Source organism: Nocardioides sp. NBC_00163 (assembly GCF_045206295.1).
Lineage (GTDB): Bacteria > Actinomycetota > Actinomycetes > Propionibacteriales > Nocardioidaceae > Nocardioides.
Genome location: NZ_CP108155.1, coordinates 5,798,250 through 5,815,319, shown reverse-complemented (window position 1 = coordinate 5,815,319; position 17,070 = coordinate 5,798,250). Strand labels below are relative to the sequence as shown.

Here is a 17,070-nt window from a genome sequence, read left to right as displayed (position 1 = left end):
CCCAGCATGCCGGGCTCACGTAAGGAATCCCGCCGGGCGGCCCCCGCGAGTCGGCCAAAGCGCTACAGCTCGTCCCCTTCGACGAGGCGCCGTTCCCACCCAGACACGCCCAAGTTAGGCTGTCCTAACCCAACCGCTTCGGACTTCTGGAGGACCCCGGTGTCCACACCCCGTACGCCGGGTGCGCTGATGCGGCGGTCGCTGCGCCGTCAGCGGCGCGCCGTGCTCGCCTCGTCGGCCCTGATCACGCTGTGGCAGGTGTGCGAGGCGATGGTCACGGTGCTGATCGGCGTGATGATCGACCGGGCGGTGACGACCGGCGACCTGCGCGAGCTGGTGCTGTGGGCGGTGGTCCTGTGCCTGCACTTCCTCGTGCTGAGCCTGTCCTACCGGTTCGGCGCCCGGATCGCCAACCGTGCCGTCCACATCGAGAGCCACCGGTTGCGCACCGAGGTCTCCGGGCACGTGCTCGACCCGCGTGGCGCACGGACCGACCGGCTCTCCGGGGACCTGCTGGCGCTGGCCACCGGCGACGCGGACCTGGTGGGCGAGGTCATCCGGCAAGTGGCGCTGTCGGCCGCCGGCACGATCGGGCTGGTGGTGAGTGGCGTGGTACTCGCCGTCATCGACCCGTGGCTCGCCCTGATCGTCCTGGTCGGCGTACCCCTCGTCCTCGGCGCCACCCACCTGGTCGCGCCGGGCCTCGCCCACCGCAGTGCGCGACGACAGGAGGCGCTGGGACGTACGACGGGGATCGCCAGCGACCTGATCCGCGGGATCCGGCCACTCAAGGGCATCGGCGGCGTGGAGGTCGCGCTGGAGCGCTATCGCCGCGAGAGTCGTACGGCCGCCCGCACCAGCGTCGCCGCGGCCGGCTGGGCCGGCCTGCTGACCGGCATCACTTCCGCCGGGAGCGGTGTCTTCCTGGCGGTGATCGCGATCGTCGCCGGTCTGCGGACCCTCTCCGGCGACCTGAGCATCGGCGAGCTGGTGGCGGTCGTGGGGCTGGCACAGTTCGTGGCCGAGCCCATGCGGATGCTCAGCGCCCTGGTCGCCCGGGTGGCGCAGTCTCGCGCCTCGGCGGCAAGGATCGTCGGGTTCCTCTCGACGCCTGCGCTGGTCGTCGAGGGCGAGCGACGCGCGCACGGCCACGATCTGGAGCTCGACCATGTCGCCGCCGGCCCGGTCGCCGAGCTGTCGCTCGCGGTGCCGCCGGGGCGGCTGGTGGCGGTGGTCGCCGACGAACCGGCGGTGCCGGCCACTCTCCTGTCCCTGCTCCACGGGGAGTCGCTGCCCGAGCGCGGGACCGTAAGGCTAGGCGGCGAGCCCCTCACCGAGCTCGCGCTCACCGACGTACGCGACCGGCTGCTCGTCACCGACCACCACGTCGACCTCTTCGAGGGCACGCTGCGAAGCAACGTCGACCCGCTCGACCGCCTCGACGACGACCAGGTCACGGCCGTTCTGGCGGTCGCGTCGGCCACCGAGCTGGTGGCGGTCGCGGCCGACGGCCTGGCCACGCACGTGGCAGTCGACGGGCAGAGCCTCTCCGGTGGCCAACGCCAGCGGCTGGGCCTCGCCCGGGCCCTCGCCGCGGAGGCACCGGTGCTCGTCCTGCACGACCCCACGACGGCGATCGACGCCGTCACCGAGCAGTACGTCGCCGAAGAGCTACGCCTCCTCCGGCACGGCCCCGGCTCCGACCGCGCCACCCTGCTGTTCACCAGCAGCCCGCTGCTCCTGGCTGCCGCGGACGAGGTCGTCTGGATCCGAGCCGGCCGGGTGGAGTCCCGCGGCACCCACGACGAGCTGGCCGCCCACACCGACTACTGCGCGGCGGTGCTGCGATGACCACCCAGAGCCAGAAGCTGACACAGCTCCCCGTCTCCACACCACGGGAGGCGGCCGGTCTCGCGCGGCGGCTGCTCACCCGCCGTCCGCTCCTGCTGGCGGCATGCCTGGCCGTCTTCGCCCTCGAGGGGCTGGCCGGTCTGGTGGCGCCCTGGATGCTCGGCCGGATGGTCGACCTGGTCGGCGCCGGCGCCCCGGAAGCCGACATCATCACCGCCGGCGTCTGGATCCTCGGTGCCGCGCTCGTCGCCGGCGCGGCCGGGGCGGTCTCGATCCACCTGCTCGCCCGGGTGGCCGAGCCGGCGCTGGCGGAGCTCCGCGAGGAGGTTCTCGACCGGGCCCTGCACCTCGACACCCAGCGGCTCGAGGAGAGCGGCAGCGGCGACCTGGTGTCCCGGGTCGGCGACGACGTACGCCTCATCGGCGGCTCCATGGCCGACGTCGTCCCGCTCATGCTCAACTCGGTGATCGCGATCGTCTTCACGACCGCCGGCCTGATGGCGCTCGACTGGCGCCTCGGGCTCGCCGGCCTGTTCGCGGCGCCGTTCTACGTGATGGCGCTGCGCTGGTACCTCCCCCGCTCGGGTCCCTACTACCGCCGCGAGCGCGAGGCCAACGGCGTGCGTGCCGAGGCGTTTCTGACCGGCGTCCACGGCAACCGGACCCTGCGGGCGTACGGCATCGCCGAGCAGCACCAGGAGAAGGTCCGCGCCGCCTCGTGGACCTCGGCGTCGATCTCGGTCGAGGTGTTCGCCATGTTGATGCGCTTCCTGGGCCGCAACAACCGGGCCGAGCTGATGGGCCTGCTCGCCATCCTCGGCACCGGCTTCTTCCTCGTCCGCGCGGATGCCGCGACCGTCGGCGCCGTCACCGCTGCCGCCCTCTACTTCCACCGGCTCTTCAACCCGATCGGCGCGGTCATCGCTCTCTTCGACGACGTGCAGTCGGTCGGCGCCTCGCTCGTACGCCTCGCAGGGCTCGCTCTCCTCGAGCGCCCGGCCCCGGCAGCCGCCGGCGAGCCGGACGGTTCCGGCATCGTGGTCACCGGCCTGCATCACGAGTACGTGCCGGGCCGGCCGGCTCTCGACCGCGTCGACCTCACTCTTGCCGACGGGGAGCTGGTCGCGGTGGTCGGGGCCTCGGGCGCGGGCAAGTCGACGCTCGGCGCGGCGGTGGCCGGCCAGCTCACCCCGAGCGCCGGCGACGTGGTGGTGGGCGGGCTCCCGGTCCGCGACGGCCGGAGCCAGGCAGCCCTGGTCACCCAGGAGGTACACACCTTCACCGGCAGCGTCCGCGACAACCTCACGCTGGCCGCACCCGACGCGAACGATGCGGTGCTGGAGAAGGCGCTGCGCGAGGTCGAGGCCTGGGCCGAGGTGGCCGCGCTCCCGGACGGGCTCGAGACCCTCGTCGGTGACGGCGCCCACCAGCTGACCCCCGCGCTCGTCCAGAAGCTCGCCCTGGCGCGCGTTCTCCTCGCCGACCCGGTCGCCGTCGTCCTCGACGAGGCGACCGCCGAGGCGGGCTCGAGCGGTGCGCGCGACCTCGAGCGCGCCGCCCTGGCGGTCACCTCCGGGCGTACGTCGCTGGTGATCGCCCACCGACTCACCCAGGCCGAGTCCGCCGACCGGATCGTCGTCATGGAGCACGGCCGGATCGTCGAGACCGGCACCCACGACGAGCTCGTCGCGGGCGAGGGCCGCTACGCCCAGCTGTGGTCGGCCTGGCGCGGGCTCTGACGTCTCACCCCTCGAGTCCTTAGCCCCGTTCAGGCGTTGGCAGGTTCGGCGTGAATGGTGTCGCGGGTGACCGGCTCGCCACAGTGGTGGCAGACCAGATCGACCTGGACCGGCTGACCACACGAGTGCCGGCGGCTCAGTGCCGGCGCGTCGACGGCCCACTTGTCGCCCCACTGGGACAGCGCGAGCATGACCGGGAACAACTCCCTGCCAGCCTCGGTGAAGTGGTACTCATGGCGGGGCGGGTGTTCGCTGTACAGCCGACGTTCGACGACGCCCGCCGCCTCCAGCTTGCGCAGTCGGTCGGCGAGGATGTCGCGCGAGGCCCCGGTATAACCGGCGATGCGGGCGAAGCGGTGAACCCCGTAGCCGATCTCACGCAGGGCCAGGAGCGACCAACGCTCACCCAGCACCTCGAGGGCCCCGGCGAGCGAGCACGGGCGGACCTCCAGGGGCTGCTCGGCCATGCGGATCCCGGGGCGCATGTCGGAATCGGTCATCTCCCCACCATAGGCCGGTGTGTTGTCTTTTCCAACTCACTGGTCTAGGTTGGCCAGGTCAGTTGGAAATCACAACACACTCCTAGGATCAGGAAACTCACGATGACATCAACTCGCCCCGTGGCACTCGTAACAGGTGCCTCCTCCGGCATCGGCAAGGCGGCGGCGCTCGCGCTGGCAAAGGCAGGGTTCGAGGTCATCGGAACCAGCCGCGACACCTCGCGTGCCACTCCGCCGGAGGGAGTGACGTTCCTCGACCTCGACGTCACCGACGACGCCTCAGCCGCCACCGTGGTCAAGCAAGTGATCCAGCGATTCGGGCAGATCGACGTCCTCGTCAACAACGCCGGCATCGGCTCGGTCGGCGCGGCCGAGGAAGGTTCCGTCACCCAGGCCCAGGAGATCTTCGACATCAACGTCTTCGGAGTCATGCGCATGGTGAAGGCGGTGCTGCCGCACATGCGAGAGCAGAGAAGTGGCCGCATCATCAACCTCTCCTCCGTGCAGGGATTCATCCCGGCGCCCTACATGGCGGTCTACGGCGCCTCGAAGCACGCGATCGAGGGCTACTCCCAATCCCTCGACCATGAGATCCGCGAGCACGGCATCCGGTCGCTGCTCGTCGACCCCGCCTACACCAAGACCGGATTCGAGGCCAAGCGCATCCAGCCTGAGGCGCCTCTTCAGGTCTACGCACAGCAGCGAGACACCTTCGATCGCGTGATGGCTGAAGCTTTCAAGGTCGGCGACGACCCCGCTGTCGTCGCCGACGTCATCGTCACGGCCGCGACGGATCCGACGCCGAAACTGCGCTACACCGCCGGCACCCTGGCCGGACGCGCAGGCGTCCTGCGCCGCTTCGCACCCGCCCGGATCTTCGACAGCCAGATCCGCAAGATGAACCACCTCCCTGGCTGACAGCCGACGACCCGCCACCCCTCCCCCAAGTCCATTTCGTCGATGTCAGGAGACATCCATGCCAGACACGCCAGACCTCGACACCACGGTTGCACGCTGGCGTGCCGCCGCCGAAAGCGGTGACGTCGACGCCGCCGTCACCTGCCTGAGCCCCACCATCGTCCTCAGCTCGCCGCTCACCGACCAGTTCCGCCTCGAGGGAACCACCCAGCTACGAGACTTCCTGACCGAGGCGTTCAAGGCCGTCGAGGACATCCGATTCCACACGCAGACCGGACAGGAAGACACGTACGCGCTCGTCTACCGGGCACACGTGGCCGGCCAACCGTTCGAGGAGGCTCAGCTGTTGCGCTTCGACGACGAGGCGCGCATCAGCGAGATCACGCTCTTCGGGCGTCCGATGCCAGCCCTCACCGCCCTGATGACCACCCTAGGGCCAGCCCTCGCCCGCCAGCAGGGCCGCCGCGGCCTCGCCACGCTCCTGCGGGTCAGCGCCGCACCGATTCACGCGATGGTCACCTCCGGGGACCGCAGCGTGGTTCCCCGGACCCAGCCCCGGAAGCGCTGAGCAGGGGAAGCGTCAATCAGAGGACAAAGGGGATCACCCACCGTGAGCGCGCCTTGTAGGCCGCCCACTCGGGGTATCGGCTCATGCTCGCCTCCTTGGCCAGCATGTTCGCCGTGAAGACACCACCCCACACCCAGGCCAGCACCAGGAACGGCAACCAGTGCCAGACCATCAACGCGAATCCGAGGTAGATCATCATCTCGCCGGTGTAGTTCGGGTGCCGTACGAAGCTGAACATCCCGTCGGTGATGAGACCGCGCTCGACGCGCAGCGTGAAGAACTTCTGCGCGTCGGCCGCGATCATCACCACCGAACCCAGCACGACGAGAGTGATGCACACCGCGAACCAAGGGTTGTCATCGATCGGATAGTCCCCTCCGCGCCCGGAGATCAGCAGCCAGCCGAACAGCCAGTACCAACCGAGGACGGCGAGAACGGCGTTCACGGCGCCCGGCACAGTGAGCCGATGCTGCCACCCGGGATCCGGGAACGTCTTGTCCTTGAGGTACCAGACCAGTCCGTACGATCCGTGCAGGGCCAGGTAGATCCATGCCGCTGTACTCGCGGCAGCCGGCGTGTGGTCGTTGTAGAGCCACATGAGTGCGCCCAGGTAGACGAACATCAGGCACTTCTGGAAGTTGATCACCGTCGCGAAGCTGACGATGCGCGGTCCGCCGGGCATGTCGATGACCAAGCGTTGCTGCAGTCCGCGAACGAATCGTGCGTAGCGCGGCACCGGTCGTGCTCCCGCCGCCTCGATCGGTGTGGGTGGCTCCGTCGTAGCTGACATGCCCGAAACGTACGAACGGAGAGCCCCACCTCGCGAGAGAGGCCGAGCCCATGTCCATGTGCGCGCAGCACATCCCGGCCGGAGCCGCACCATCGAGGGGCTTCACGGCTGGCGTTGGAGGAAGCGGTCCGCCAACTCTCGGGCCTCGGCAGTCGCTACTGCTCGGGAGATCGTCTGGACCTCATCTGCACCACTCTCCTCACGTGTGACCGTCCAAGCCGAGCGGATCAGGCGACGGGCTTGACCGACGGCGTACGGCGGCGCCTCTGCCAGCCGTGAGGCTGTGGATGAGGCGCGGGCGGCCAGCTCGTCGTCGTCCACCACGGTCGTGATCAGGCCCCAGTCGCGTGCCTCGTCGGCGGACAGGACTCTGCCCGTGAGCGCCAGTTCAAGGGCCCGCTGCTGACCGACTGCTCGAGGCAGAAGCCACGAAAGTCCACAATCAGGAGTGAGCCCGACACTGGCGTACGCGGCAAGGTACCTCGATGAACGAGCTCCGATGACCACATCCGCCGACAGCACCATGGCGAGGCCGGCACCAGCAGCGGCGCCCTGAACTGCAGCCACGACAGGTTTGTCCATCTCCGCCAGTCCCTGAAGCGCGCCGTCCAGAGTGGCAGCCATCTGTTCGAGGTGTCTGGACCGATCCTCCGCCGCTGCCATCGAGGCGATGTCACCGCCGGCACAGAAACGCTGTCCGTCGCCAGCGAGCAGCACCACCCGAACGGCGTCGTCCGAACGCGCTGACGCGACGGCTTGCGCCAGCGACTCCGCAGTGGGGAGATCCAAGGCGTTGGACTTGTCCGGACGGCACAGTGTCAGCTGCGCTACGCCGTCCGCAACGGTGTAGCGCAGCCCGGGAGTCGCGCGTTGACGGCTCACAGGTCGGCCTTGATCATCGGCGCGGGCGTGATGTGGACTTCGCGTTTCAGGATCTTGCCGGTCGGGCCCTTCGGAAGGGCATCGACGACAACCACGTGCCGCGGGTACTTGTACGCCGCGACCCGGTCGCGGACGAACGCCTGTAGCTCGTCGGCGGTCGCGGCGGCGTTGGGACGCAGTGCGACTGCGGCGGCGATCTCCTCGCCGAGCTCCTCGTGCGGGATGCCGACGACGGCCACTTCGAGCACGGCCGGGTGCTCGTGCAGGACCTCCTCGATCTCGCGCGGGTAGATGTTGTAGCCACCCCGGATGACCATGTCCTTCTTGCGGTCGACGATGAAGTAGTAGCCATCTGGGTCACGACGCGCCAGATCCCCGGTGAAGAACCAGCCGTCGCGGATCGCCTCCACGGTGGCCTCGGGTTTGGCCCAGTAGCCCTTCATCACGTTGTGGCCACGTACGCAGATCTCGCCCACCTCGCCGTCGGCAACCGAGTGGCCGGCCTCGTCGACCAGACGCATCTCGACGCCTCGGATCGGGATACCGACCGACCCGGCCTTACGCTCGGCCCCTGGGTGGTTGAAACAGGCGATCGGCGAGGTCTCGGACAACCCATAGCCCTCGAGAACGGTGCACCCGAACGCCTCCTCGAAGGCGCGGAGCACCTCCACCGGCATCGCTGCGCCGCCGGTGGCGCACACCCGCAGCGCTGACAGATCGTAGGCCGCCCGCTCGGGGTGCCGCGCCAGGGCGGTGAACATCGTCGGGACGCCTTCGAACACGGTCACCCGGTCACGGGCCAGGACCTCCAGGGCCTTGGTGGCGTCGAAGCGTGGGAGAAGGGTCAGTGTGGCGCCGACCTTGACAGCCAGGTTCAGTCCACAGGTCTGGCCGAAGACGTGGAACAACGGCAAACCGCCGAAGATGACGTCCGAGGGCGATGCAGTGAGCAATGACTCAGCGGTGACTTCGATGTTGTGGATCAGGTTGGCGTGCGTGAGCTCGGCACCCTTGGGCTGACCGGTGGTACCCGAGGTGTAGAGGATCACCGCGGTGTCGTCGCCGGTGCAGCCAACGACCAGTTCCAGCGGCTCGGTGGAGGCCAGGAGGCTCTCGAACTCGTCGTTGGTGACCACGACGGCGGCACCGGCCTCGGTGGCTCCGCGGCGCGCCTCGTCGACAGTTTCCGGCGCGGACAGGATCAGCTTCGCCCCGGAATTGCCCAGGTAGTAGGCGACCTCGCGCTCCTTGAGCAGCGGGTTCATCGGGACCACGATGGCGCCGAGGCGCAGGACTCCGTAGTAGAGCGCGGCGAACATCGGCACGTTCGGCAACATCACCCCGACCCGGTCGCCCGGTCTGATGCCTCTTGCGAGGAGGAACCCTGCGGCTCGGGCGCTGAGCACGTCCAGCTCGGCGTAGGTCAGCGTCGCATCGTCGAGACGGATCGCGACGTCGTCGGGGTGTCGTCGGGTGGTTCGCGTGAGGTTCTCGGCGAGGTTCATGGCTTCTCGTTTCGGTGGCTGGGAGAGGTTCCCGAGCGTGATCGTGCCGTCGAGTGATGGCTGTGCAGGTGCGCGAGCACGAGGGGCGCGACCAGGTCTGGGCGTTCGAGGAAGGACCAGTGGCCGGCGTCGGGGATGGTGTGGATCTGCGCCGACGGGAACGGTTCTCGCTGCCGCTGCGCCTGGATGGCGGGGAGGTAGACGTCCTGCGGGCCCCAGACCACCAGGCACGGCAGGTCGCTGGCGCGTAGGGGCTCGACGAGCGCGTCCATCATCGCGGAGGTGGTGGTGCGGTAGAGCCGCAGCACCGCGCGCCGGGTCCCCCAGGGCTGGAGGTGATTGGCGATCCGCGCGACCCAGTCGGGATGCAGACCCGGGTTGTCGTGGGCAAGCACCGCCCTGACGAACCGGCGTGGCGCGATCCGCTGGAAGATCTCTCCCACGATCGGGACACGCCAGATCTTGGCGACGCGGTGCCAGGTGTAGTCCAGCATGACACCGGTGTTGACCAACGTGACGCTGGCGACGCGGTCCGGATGGGCGGCGGCCCAGGTGAGTGACCAGGGGCCGCCGAAGTCATGGGCTACGAGGTGGACGCGCGTCAAGCCCAAGGCATCGATGAGCCCACCCAGGTGTCGCGCATAGCCCGCAAGCGTGTAGTCCTGATCCGACCGCTTCTCGGCTCCTCCGAAACCGGGCATGTCGGGAGCGATCACCTGCGCGAACTCCGCTACGGGTCGCATCAGATCCAGCCAGTCCGAGCCGGCGCCGGGGTTGCCGTGCACGAACACCACGGCCTCGGTCGAATCGTCGGGTCCGCCGCGCAACGCCGGGATACGGACGTCCCCGACGACGACCTGTTCGGTCCGGAAGCCGGAGATGCTCGGCTCGGTACGATCGGGGGATGTAACGGGGTTCGCAGTCACGCGAGGCTCCTGTTCGAGATGACGAGCTGCGTCGACGCGCGGCCCGGCTGGGATGTCGGTCCTCTGGGTCAGTCCGCGGCGTTGAGGTGGCCGGCCCAGTAGCGGACGTGGGGAAGGTCGTCGTCGAGCCAGTACGCATCGTCCTCGGTGACCACCATCATTTCCTCGAACTTGACCCCGATGTCCCCCTTGCCGATGTGCGGCTCGATGGCCCATAGGCCCGGTTCGCAGGGCGTATCGGACTCCTCGTTCCAGATCGGAGTGGAGTTCATCGCCGGACGCAGGAGTGACTCGAAGACGTGGCCGGAGAGGTAGGCGATCGCCTGGGGGCTGAAGTTCTGCACCCGGAAGGTAGGCAGGCTCACACCGGGGACATTGCCGATCTTGTGCGCGACGACCGAACCCGGGTAGTAGCTGTGGATGTTCTCGTAGCCCTGGTCGGCGATCAGCTCGTCGAGGGCCTTGTAGATGTTGCCCTGGGACTCACCGCGCTTGACCATCTCCAGGATCATCCGACGGTAAGGCTCCAGTGCCATCCTGGCGGTGTGGAACTCCTCGGTCTCGTCACCGGGCAGGGTGCATGAGTAGCCCATGTCGGAGGCCGCACGTCCCAGGACCGGGCCGATGTCGAGGATGACCGCGTCACCCTTCTTGAGCCGGCGGTCTGTCGGCAGGAACTGCTTGCCGAAGTGCGCCATCTTCGGGCTGAGCAGCTGCTTGAGCGCGTTGCCGGAGGGCTTCTCGAAGTTGCGGAAACGGGTGCGGTCGCCGAACCAGGCGAAGCCGTAGTGGAAGAACCGGCGCACGCCGCGTGCGCGCAGCCAGTCTTCGAGCATGGCCGCGGCTTCCTTCTCGGTGATGCCGACGTAGAGCTGGGCCTCGACCGCCGCAGTGGCGTCGTAGGCGAGCCGCTGCACGGCCTTGAAATCGGCGAGCTGCGCCGAGGTGAACTGTTCGCGTGACACGGTGTGGTCCCTTCGATCGATGAGGTTGGGTGGTGGTGCTACTTGCCGACAGAGGCCATCCGGCCCGCGGCCCACCGCGCCAGCGACGGGGCAAGGCGGGAGGCGCCGTACATGAGGTGGGCTTCGAGGGCGATGGGTGCGACTGCCTTGTCCTTGTGGACGGCCTTGAGGATGTTCTCGGCGACGCGCTCAGGGGTGTATCCGCGCTTCTCGTAGATCGCGGTGATCTTGGCCCGACGCTGGTCGGTGTTGCCGGCTCCGCGCAGCCTTGTGTTGCGGGTGATCGGGGTGTTGATCACGCCCGGACAGACCGCGGTGACGCCGATTCGGTGCGGTTTGAGCTCGGTCCGCAGAGCCTCGGAGAGGCCGACCACGGCGAACTTGGTGGAGCTGTAGGCACCCAGGTCCGGATTGGCCAGCAGGCCCGCGACACTGGCGACATTGGCAATGTGCCCGCCTCGCCCCTGCTCGATCATCGTCGGCAAGAAGGCTTGGCTTCCGTTCACCACGCCCCGGACGTTGATCGACCAGAGCCAGTCCCAGTCCTTGACGGTGGTATCCAGGAAGCCGCCCATGACGGCGACGCCGGCGTTGTTCACCACGAGGTCGACCGAATCGAACTGGGCGTAGGCAGCGTGGGCGAACTCGGCCATCTGGTCCTCGTCGGAGACATCGACCCGACGGGTGAGAACAGCGCTGCCCAGGCTGCGGACACGCTCAGCCGTGTCCGCCAGGCCCTCGTCATTGATGTCGCAGAGCGCCAGCTTGGCCCCTCGAGCCGCGCACAACAGCGCCAGTGCCTGGCCGATGCCGCTGCCGGCACCGGTGATCGCGACGGTGCCGCTGGCCAGCCGCGCACCGTCGAGGCGAGAATGAGAAAGAATCATGGAGATGAGTGTGGCGACCGCCACACCTCGAAACTTGACATCAAGTGACACATTCTTGACAGTTAGCGACATGACCACGATCCGTGGGACATCACTCCAGGGATATCAGGAACTGATCCTCGAACTCGGTGGCGACCCGAGTGCAGTGCTCGTGGAAGCGCGCATTCCCGCGGCAGCGGTCGGGAGCCACGACGAGTTCATCGACTACCGACGCGTCATCCATGCCCTCGAAGGTGCCGCTGCGGCGACGGGCGCCTCCGACTTCGGCCGCCAGCTCGCCCTGCGGCAGGGCGTGGAGATCCTCGGCCCCGTCGGCGTGGCCGCGCGCACCGCACCGAACGTCGGCGCAGCGCTGCGGGCCTTCAACCAATACATGTCGGTCTACAGCCCCGCCGTCTCCGTCCAGCTCCGCATCGGAGACGACGGCATGGCCCGGCTCGACTGGGACGTCCGGGCAGACCATCCGCCACCGCACCGCCAGGGCGCCGAGCTCAGCCTCGGGGTCTCACTGAGGATCATGCGTCTCCTGGCAGGTGACGACTTCAGCCCGATCCTGGTCCATCTCCGGCATGAACCCCTGAGCCCGCCGGCGGACTACCGCCGCTACTTCGGTGCAACGGTGCGCTTCTCCGAACCCGGATACGGCTTCACCTTTCCAGCCGCCGTGCTCGAACGGCGGATCTCCTCCGACAGCGCCGTCCACGCGATGGCGCAGGAATACCTCAACAGCGTGGTCACCACGCTCGACGACAACCTCACACAACCGGTGCGCATGCTCGTCCGCCGGATGCTGCCGACCGGTGGCCTCGCCCTCGAACTGGTCGCGTCCCATCTCGCCGTACACCCGCGCACGCTGCAGCGGCAGCTGGCCGCAGAGGGACGCACCTTCGCCGAGGTCGTCGACGACGTACGCCGCGACGAGGCACAGCATTACCTGCTCCATACGCGGATCCCGTTCGGACAGCTCGCCGGCCTCCTCGGCTACAGCGAACAGAGCGTCCTCTCGCGCTCTTGCCGGCGCTGGTTCGGTATGTCGCCATCGGCCTACCGGCGAAACCCGGAACCGGTGGCCACCGACTAGATCTCGAGTGAGAACCACTCGCCAGGTCATCAGCGGGGACATCGCGTGGCCCGACAGATGAAGCGGTGCTGCGCCGGCCTCGGTCAGAGGTCGAGGACGAGGCGGTCTCCCTTGGCACGGGAGACGCAGACCATCATGGAGTCACCCGCAGCGCGATCTTGGTCGTCGAGCACCGAGTCGCGGTGGTCGATCTCCCCCGCCAGGACCTTCGTCTGGCACGTTCCACAGACTCCCTCCTCGCACGACTTCATCACCGACACCCCGGCGTCCGCAGCGGCACGAAGGATCGACATGTTCTCGGGGACCCGCAGCGTCCTGCCGGACTGGGCCAGCTCGACCTCGAAACTGGTTCGTGGCGCGGCATCGAGGCCACTCTTCGGCGCGAACCGCTCCACGTGCAGCGCCCCTCTCGGCCACTCCTGAGAGGCGGTCTCCACGGCCGCGAGGAGTGGCTCCGGCCCACAGACGTAGATGGCCGTCTTGCGCTGCGGCTTGCCGAGCAGAGAGGGCAGGTCCAGCAACCCGAACTCGTCCTGGGGACGAACCTTCACCCTGCCCTTGTAGGCCCGCTGGAGATCCTCGCGGAAGGCCATCGACGCTCGGGTGCGTCCTCCATAGACCAGGCTCCAGTCCGCGCCGCGGGCATCGACCGCGGCGATCATCGGCAGGATCGGGGTGATTCCGATCCCGCCGGCGATGAACAGGTAGCGCTTCGACTTCTCCAGCGGGAAGTTGTTGCGGGGACCACGAACCCGAACGGCGTCGCCTTCAGCCAGAACGTCGTGTACGTAGCTCGAACCGCCCCGACTCTCGGGCTCCTGCAGCACCGCGACCTGAAGACTGGAGCGATCGCCAGGGTCGCCGCACAGCGAGTACTGCCTGACGAGGTTGTCCGTCAGCACCAGATCGATATGTGCTCCTGGGTCCCACTCCGGCAGTGCCCGACCTTCTGGATCACGCAGCGTCAGCCGCACAACGCCTTCGGCCATCGCCTCCTTGGCAGCCACTACGAGGTCACGCTCGACCTCGGCGCGAGAGATTCCCATGATCGGTCTTCCTTTTCGTGATGAGTTCATCGGTCTTCTTGTGTATCGACCGGTCAGGACGGGAAGAGGCGGCCGAAGGCGAGCAGCAGTCGCGGTGATCCGTGCATCTTGATACGGCCGCGTAGAAGCGCCCAGGGCAGGACAGACTTCTTGGAAAGGAATCGCATCCACGTCTGGGAGTCGGCGGATACTCGGAGATCTGGATCTCCGTGTAGGCCATCGGTGATTTCAAGTTCGCGGTCGCGGATATCTACGGTGATATGTCGCGATTCGGCACCGGTGAAAGTGAGATGGTAGGTGGCGTACATGTCCAGCGCCTTCTCGCGCTGGAAGATCAACGGCATCCCCTGCACGAGGCCCTCGATGTCGGCCGGACGAAGGCTCTGTCCGACCTGCTTCGTCTGCTTGTTCGGAAACGTTTTGGCCACGTGGTTCTCGGCGTCCGAATCGGGGATCACGTAGACGGTCTCTTCCTTGTCCACCAGCGGGCGGACGACGGTATCCACATGTGCCTTGCGATCGTCCAGCCAACGACCGAGGACATCCTCGCCTGCCGGGCACACCGACATGCAGTACGCGGCCTTGTAATTGGCACCGAAGGAGAGGCTCTGCCACATGGACGCGCTCTCCTGGTCGGTCACCCGGGAGCGGTAGTCGTGACGATCGCGGCTCTCGACGACCTGCTCCGCCCAGTCGCCGAAGCCGCCCATGAACTCGCGGTAGTTGTGCGTGTAGCAGGCGGAGAAGTTGAAGTGGCCATCGGCGGAGATCGCTCCGGTCGGGCAGGCCGTCACGCATAACTTGCACTCAACGCACGGGTTGTAGCCGATCGGCTGGGAAACCTCGCCGACCTCGGCATCCACCAGAATGGTGGTCAGCAGGACGAAGCTCCCGAACTTGGGATGGATGACGTTGCGATGCAGACCCATCTGGCCGAGACCGGCAGCTACCGCAACCGGCTTGTGCGAGACGACCCAGGCCTTCGCAGGAAACTTGTCCATCTCCATGGGAAAGCCCATCGCAGGGTTGAGCGCACGCACGCCCACCGCCTCGAGCTGACGTACCACCTGCCGAGCGGCGTCGTTGATGTGGTCGCCCGAGTGATGGAACTCAAGATTGGCCACCGAGCGCGAGGGCGTACGGATGTTCTCCCTGTTCATTCGCGTCACCATGCTGATCAGGGTTCGAACGCCAGGCAGCGCGGCCTCGAGATCTTCTCGCTGGTCAGAGATCTCCGGTCGGTCGATCTCCACGAAACCGACATCATCCACACCCGCGTCGAGACACACTTGACGCAACCACGACACATCGAGCGGGTCGTTGGGGCGCACGACACCTTGGTCACCATCACGTTCGCGAATCTTTGCGACGGTGGGATGGTCGTCGAGCTTGTTCTTGCTGGCCAAAGGATGACCCTCTCTGATATCGCCTGCGCCTCGGGTGCAGCAAAGGACGTGCGTCTTCCTTGTCGCACATTTCGACACCCAGCGCGCAGCGCTCTTCGCATTCCATGCGCCTATACGGTCGAATCGGGGTCTCTTATCCGATACCCGACCTCATCGAGAAACCGATCGGTACCACGACAATAAACCGATCGGTTTCCTCACGCAAGCCCACTGCGGGCGTGAGCCGCCACACACGCCTCGACGGCACGCGCGCTGGGTCCAGCACCAACGAAACCGATCGGTTTCAGACTGGCTGAAATCCGGCTAAACTCACCTCATGACCTCAGAGGCAAAGGAGAGCCCGCGGGAGCGGCTGCTGGAAGCGGCGGCCGCTCTCAGCTACCAGGAAGGGGTGGGCGTCGGTATCCAGGCGTTGTGCAGCACGGCCGGCGTCTCGAAACGCTCTCTCTATCAGCTCTTCGACAGCAAGGATGAGTTGCTGGCCGCGAGCCTCGAGCGGGGCGCCGTGGCCTACAAAGCATGGCTGCTTCCTGCAGAGAGCGACGACGGGTCACCGCGTGAACGGATTTTGCACGTCTTCGATCGCATGGAGATCGAGTCCGGCACGCCAGACTTCCAAGGCTGTCGGTATCTGACCGTCCAGATCGAGCTCAAGAACCCGACTCACCCCGCAAGTCGGGTCGCCCGTGGCGTCAAGCAGGACTTGTCGGCGTTCTTCCGTGCCGAGGTCGAGCGGGGCGGAGCAAGCAATCCCGAACTGCTGGCCCGGCAGCTCATGCTGGTCTTCGACGGCGCCAGCGCCCGGGCAGGAATCGGCGTCGATGACCTGACCGGGCTTGTCTCCCCCACCGTGAGTGCTCTCCTCGATGCCGAAGGCGTCCACTGACCCGCCCTTCCTGGAGGCCTAACGTCGGTCGACGTAGATGACTTCGATGGCGTTGTTCCCGTAGCCGAGGCGGTTCCACGGCGGTACGTCGGGCTGCACGTTCCCGGCAGCGTCGGTCGCTCTGGCTCGAAGGGTGTGCCGGCCGACGCCGATCCCGTCCCAGGTGAACCTCCAGTCCTGCCAGCCGAAGTCGCCCGGGGTGGCCGGGTCCAGCTCCGCCGGCTGCCAGTCGCCCTCTCCCGTGAGGCTGACCTCGACCTTCGTCACCGGACCGGTGCCTGACCAGGCCTTTCCGCGGACGATGCAGGTCTCCTGGGTGAGGACCGAGCCCGGGGCGGGCTCGGTGATGCGGGCGCGGACCCGCATCAGGGTGACGGGCTCGTGGGGCCGGTCGAGCCATTCGTAGATGTAGTGACCGGTCTGGAACTCTCCGGTGTACGGCACGGTGAGGACATCGAGGCGTTCGAGCCACTTCACCGACGCGACGGCGTACCAGTGCGGGACGATCAGCCGGAACGGGGCTCCGTGGTCGCGCCCGAGGGGCTGGCCGTTCATCTCGTAGGCGATGAGGATCCCGGACTCCGGGTCGGTGGCCTGTGACAGTGGCAGCGCGCGGGTGAAGGTGAGGTTGTCCTGATCGGTCTCGGGGAGGATCGCCTGCAGGTGGTACGGCCCGTGGTCGGCGCCGGTGGCGAGGAGCTCGACCCCGTCGGCCGCCGGCTCGACCTGCGCGAGAACGTCATGGAGCAGCGCTCCGGTCCACCGTGCCGTGGAGACGGCGAAGTCTCCCCAGGGCTCCCCGGTCGGTAGCGGCCTCATCTCCAGGCGGCCGTTGCCGGCGCACTCGAGGGTGACCGTGCGGTCGTGCGCGGGCATCGCCCGCAGGTTCTCGAGCGTCAGGGTCGTGGGCTTGCCGACCGCGCCGCCGATCTCGAGGGTGCCGTCGTGGTCGGGCACCGCGAAGTTGCTGCGTACGTAGTGGAGCTCGGTCGGCGTGACGTCGGCGGCGAGGGCGGCCGGTGGTGCTTCGGCGTTGTACGGCGCTGGGTTGATCATCACCAGGGCGGCGCGGGCTGCCTCGAGCTCATCGGCAACGGTCATGTTGGTTCAGCCTCCTTGG

General features: G+C 67.7%; 16 protein-coding genes. 6 read left to right on the top strand and 10 right to left on the bottom strand.

The features are described 5' to 3' along the window. Positions 1-159 precede the first annotated feature (159 nt). A complete protein-coding gene (locus OG801_RS27755) occupies positions 160-1,851 on the top strand; it encodes an ABC transporter ATP-binding protein (RefSeq protein WP_406032336.1) in 1,692 nt (563 codons plus the stop codon). Beyond that, positions 1,848-3,590, top strand: coding sequence for an ABC transporter ATP-binding protein (locus OG801_RS27750; RefSeq protein ID WP_406032334.1), 1,743 nt, complete (start codon positions 1,848-1,850; stop codon positions 3,588-3,590). The genes OG801_RS27755 and OG801_RS27750 overlap by 4 nt, the downstream gene beginning before the upstream one ends. A gap of 29 nt (positions 3,591-3,619) precedes the next feature. On the opposite strand, the gene OG801_RS27745 is transcribed toward OG801_RS27750, so the two are convergent. Beyond that, positions 3,620-4,090: a helix-turn-helix domain-containing protein gene (locus OG801_RS27745; protein ID WP_355017136.1), complete on the bottom strand. Its 471-nt coding sequence runs from the start codon at positions 4,088-4,090 to the stop codon at positions 3,620-3,622. 120 nt (positions 4,091-4,210) lie between these two features. Between OG801_RS27745 and OG801_RS27740 the strand changes: the two genes are divergently transcribed. Then, entirely contained in the window at positions 4,211-5,008 is a 798-nt protein-coding gene (locus OG801_RS27740) for an oxidoreductase (protein WP_406032331.1), read from the top strand. A 58-nt stretch (positions 5,009-5,066) separates the two neighbouring features. Continuing rightward, the gene (locus tag OG801_RS27735; protein ID WP_355017134.1) at positions 5,067-5,576 is read left to right on the top strand and encodes a nuclear transport factor 2 family protein; all 510 of its coding nucleotides are present in this window, start codon (positions 5,067-5,069) and stop codon (positions 5,574-5,576) included. A gap of 16 nt (positions 5,577-5,592) precedes the next feature. Here OG801_RS27735 and OG801_RS27730 read toward each other — a convergent pair whose 3' ends face one another. From OG801_RS27730 to OG801_RS27705, 6 genes are all read right to left on the bottom strand, one after another. Beyond that, positions 5,593-6,366, bottom strand: a complete 774-nt coding sequence (locus OG801_RS27730; RefSeq protein WP_406032329.1) for a methyltransferase family protein — start codon at positions 6,364-6,366, stop codon at positions 5,593-5,595. A 102-nt stretch (positions 6,367-6,468) separates the two neighbouring features. Beyond that, entirely contained in the window at positions 6,469-7,248 is a 780-nt protein-coding gene (locus OG801_RS27725; RefSeq protein ID WP_406032327.1) for an enoyl-CoA hydratase/isomerase family protein, read from the bottom strand. Next, on the bottom strand, positions 7,245-8,753 hold the full coding sequence (locus OG801_RS27720) for a long-chain-fatty-acid--CoA ligase (protein WP_406032325.1): 1,509 nt from the start codon (positions 8,751-8,753) through the stop codon (positions 7,245-7,247). Before OG801_RS27720 ends, OG801_RS27725 begins: the two co-directional genes overlap by 4 nt. After that, complete coding sequence (locus OG801_RS27715) at positions 8,750-9,679, bottom strand: alpha/beta fold hydrolase (RefSeq protein ID WP_406032323.1); 930 nt, start codon at positions 9,677-9,679, stop codon at positions 8,750-8,752. Before OG801_RS27715 ends, OG801_RS27720 begins: the two co-directional genes overlap by 4 nt. A gap of 68 nt (positions 9,680-9,747) precedes the next feature. Beyond that, a complete protein-coding gene (locus OG801_RS27710) occupies positions 9,748-10,644 on the bottom strand; it encodes a M24 family metallopeptidase (protein ID WP_406032321.1) in 897 nt (298 codons plus the stop codon). Positions 10,645-10,682: 38 nt separating this feature from the next. Further along, positions 10,683-11,531, bottom strand: a complete 849-nt coding sequence (locus tag OG801_RS27705) for an SDR family NAD(P)-dependent oxidoreductase (protein ID WP_406032319.1) — start codon at positions 11,529-11,531, stop codon at positions 10,683-10,685. 70 nt (positions 11,532-11,601) lie between these two features. Here OG801_RS27705 and OG801_RS27700 point away from each other — a divergent pair, with 70 nt between their 5' ends. After that, entirely contained in the window at positions 11,602-12,612 is a 1,011-nt protein-coding gene (locus OG801_RS27700) for an AraC family transcriptional regulator (protein WP_406032318.1), read from the top strand. 83 nt (positions 12,613-12,695) lie between these two features. Here OG801_RS27700 and OG801_RS27695 read toward each other — a convergent pair whose 3' ends face one another. Beyond that, entirely contained in the window at positions 12,696-13,658 is a 963-nt protein-coding gene (locus OG801_RS27695) for a PDR/VanB family oxidoreductase (RefSeq protein WP_406032316.1), read from the bottom strand. A 53-nt stretch (positions 13,659-13,711) separates the two neighbouring features. Further along, complete coding sequence (locus OG801_RS27690) at positions 13,712-15,064, bottom strand: SCP2 sterol-binding domain-containing protein (RefSeq protein WP_406032314.1); 1,353 nt, start codon at positions 15,062-15,064, stop codon at positions 13,712-13,714. 316 nt (positions 15,065-15,380) lie between these two features. Here OG801_RS27690 and OG801_RS27685 point away from each other — a divergent pair, with 316 nt between their 5' ends. Continuing rightward, positions 15,381-15,950: a TetR/AcrR family transcriptional regulator gene (locus tag OG801_RS27685; protein WP_406032312.1), complete on the top strand. Its 570-nt coding sequence runs from the start codon at positions 15,381-15,383 to the stop codon at positions 15,948-15,950. Positions 15,951-15,968: 18 nt separating this feature from the next. Here OG801_RS27685 and OG801_RS27680 read toward each other — a convergent pair whose 3' ends face one another. Beyond that, positions 15,969-17,051 carry a sulfite oxidase gene (locus OG801_RS27680; protein ID WP_406032310.1) on the bottom strand — a complete coding sequence of 361 codons (1,083 nt, stop codon included), beginning with the start codon at positions 17,049-17,051 and terminating at the stop codon, positions 15,969-15,971. Positions 17,052-17,070: the final 19 nt, after the last annotated feature.

Bases quoted from the DNA above. Each gene is read 5' to 3' on its own strand.
- OG801_RS27735 (WP_355017134.1), top strand. From the start codon at position 5,067: ATGCCAGACACGCCAGACCTCGACACCACGGTTGCACGCTGGCGTGCC.
- OG801_RS27750 (WP_406032334.1), top strand. From the start codon at position 1,848: ATGACCACCCAGAGCCAGAAGCTGACACAGCTCCCCGTCTCCACACCA.
- OG801_RS27705 (WP_406032319.1), bottom strand. From the start codon at position 11,531: ATGATTCTTTCTCATTCTCGCCTCGACGGTGCGCGGCTGGCCAGCGGC.
- OG801_RS27720 (WP_406032325.1), bottom strand. From the start codon at position 8,753: ATGAACCTCGCCGAGAACCTCACGCGAACCACCCGACGACACCCCGAC.
- OG801_RS27730 (WP_406032329.1), bottom strand. From the start codon at position 6,366: ATGTCAGCTACGACGGAGCCACCCACACCGATCGAGGCGGCGGGAGCA.
- OG801_RS27745 (WP_355017136.1), bottom strand. From the start codon at position 4,090: ATGACCGATTCCGACATGCGCCCCGGGATCCGCATGGCCGAGCAGCCC.
- OG801_RS27700 (WP_406032318.1), top strand. From the start codon at position 11,602: ATGACCACGATCCGTGGGACATCACTCCAGGGATATCAGGAACTGATC.
- OG801_RS27695 (WP_406032316.1), bottom strand. From the start codon at position 13,658: ATGGGAATCTCTCGCGCCGAGGTCGAGCGTGACCTCGTAGTGGCTGCC.
- OG801_RS27685 (WP_406032312.1), top strand. From the start codon at position 15,381: ATGACCTCAGAGGCAAAGGAGAGCCCGCGGGAGCGGCTGCTGGAAGCG.
- OG801_RS27680 (WP_406032310.1), bottom strand. From the start codon at position 17,051: ATGACCGTTGCCGATGAGCTCGAGGCAGCCCGCGCCGCCCTGGTGATG.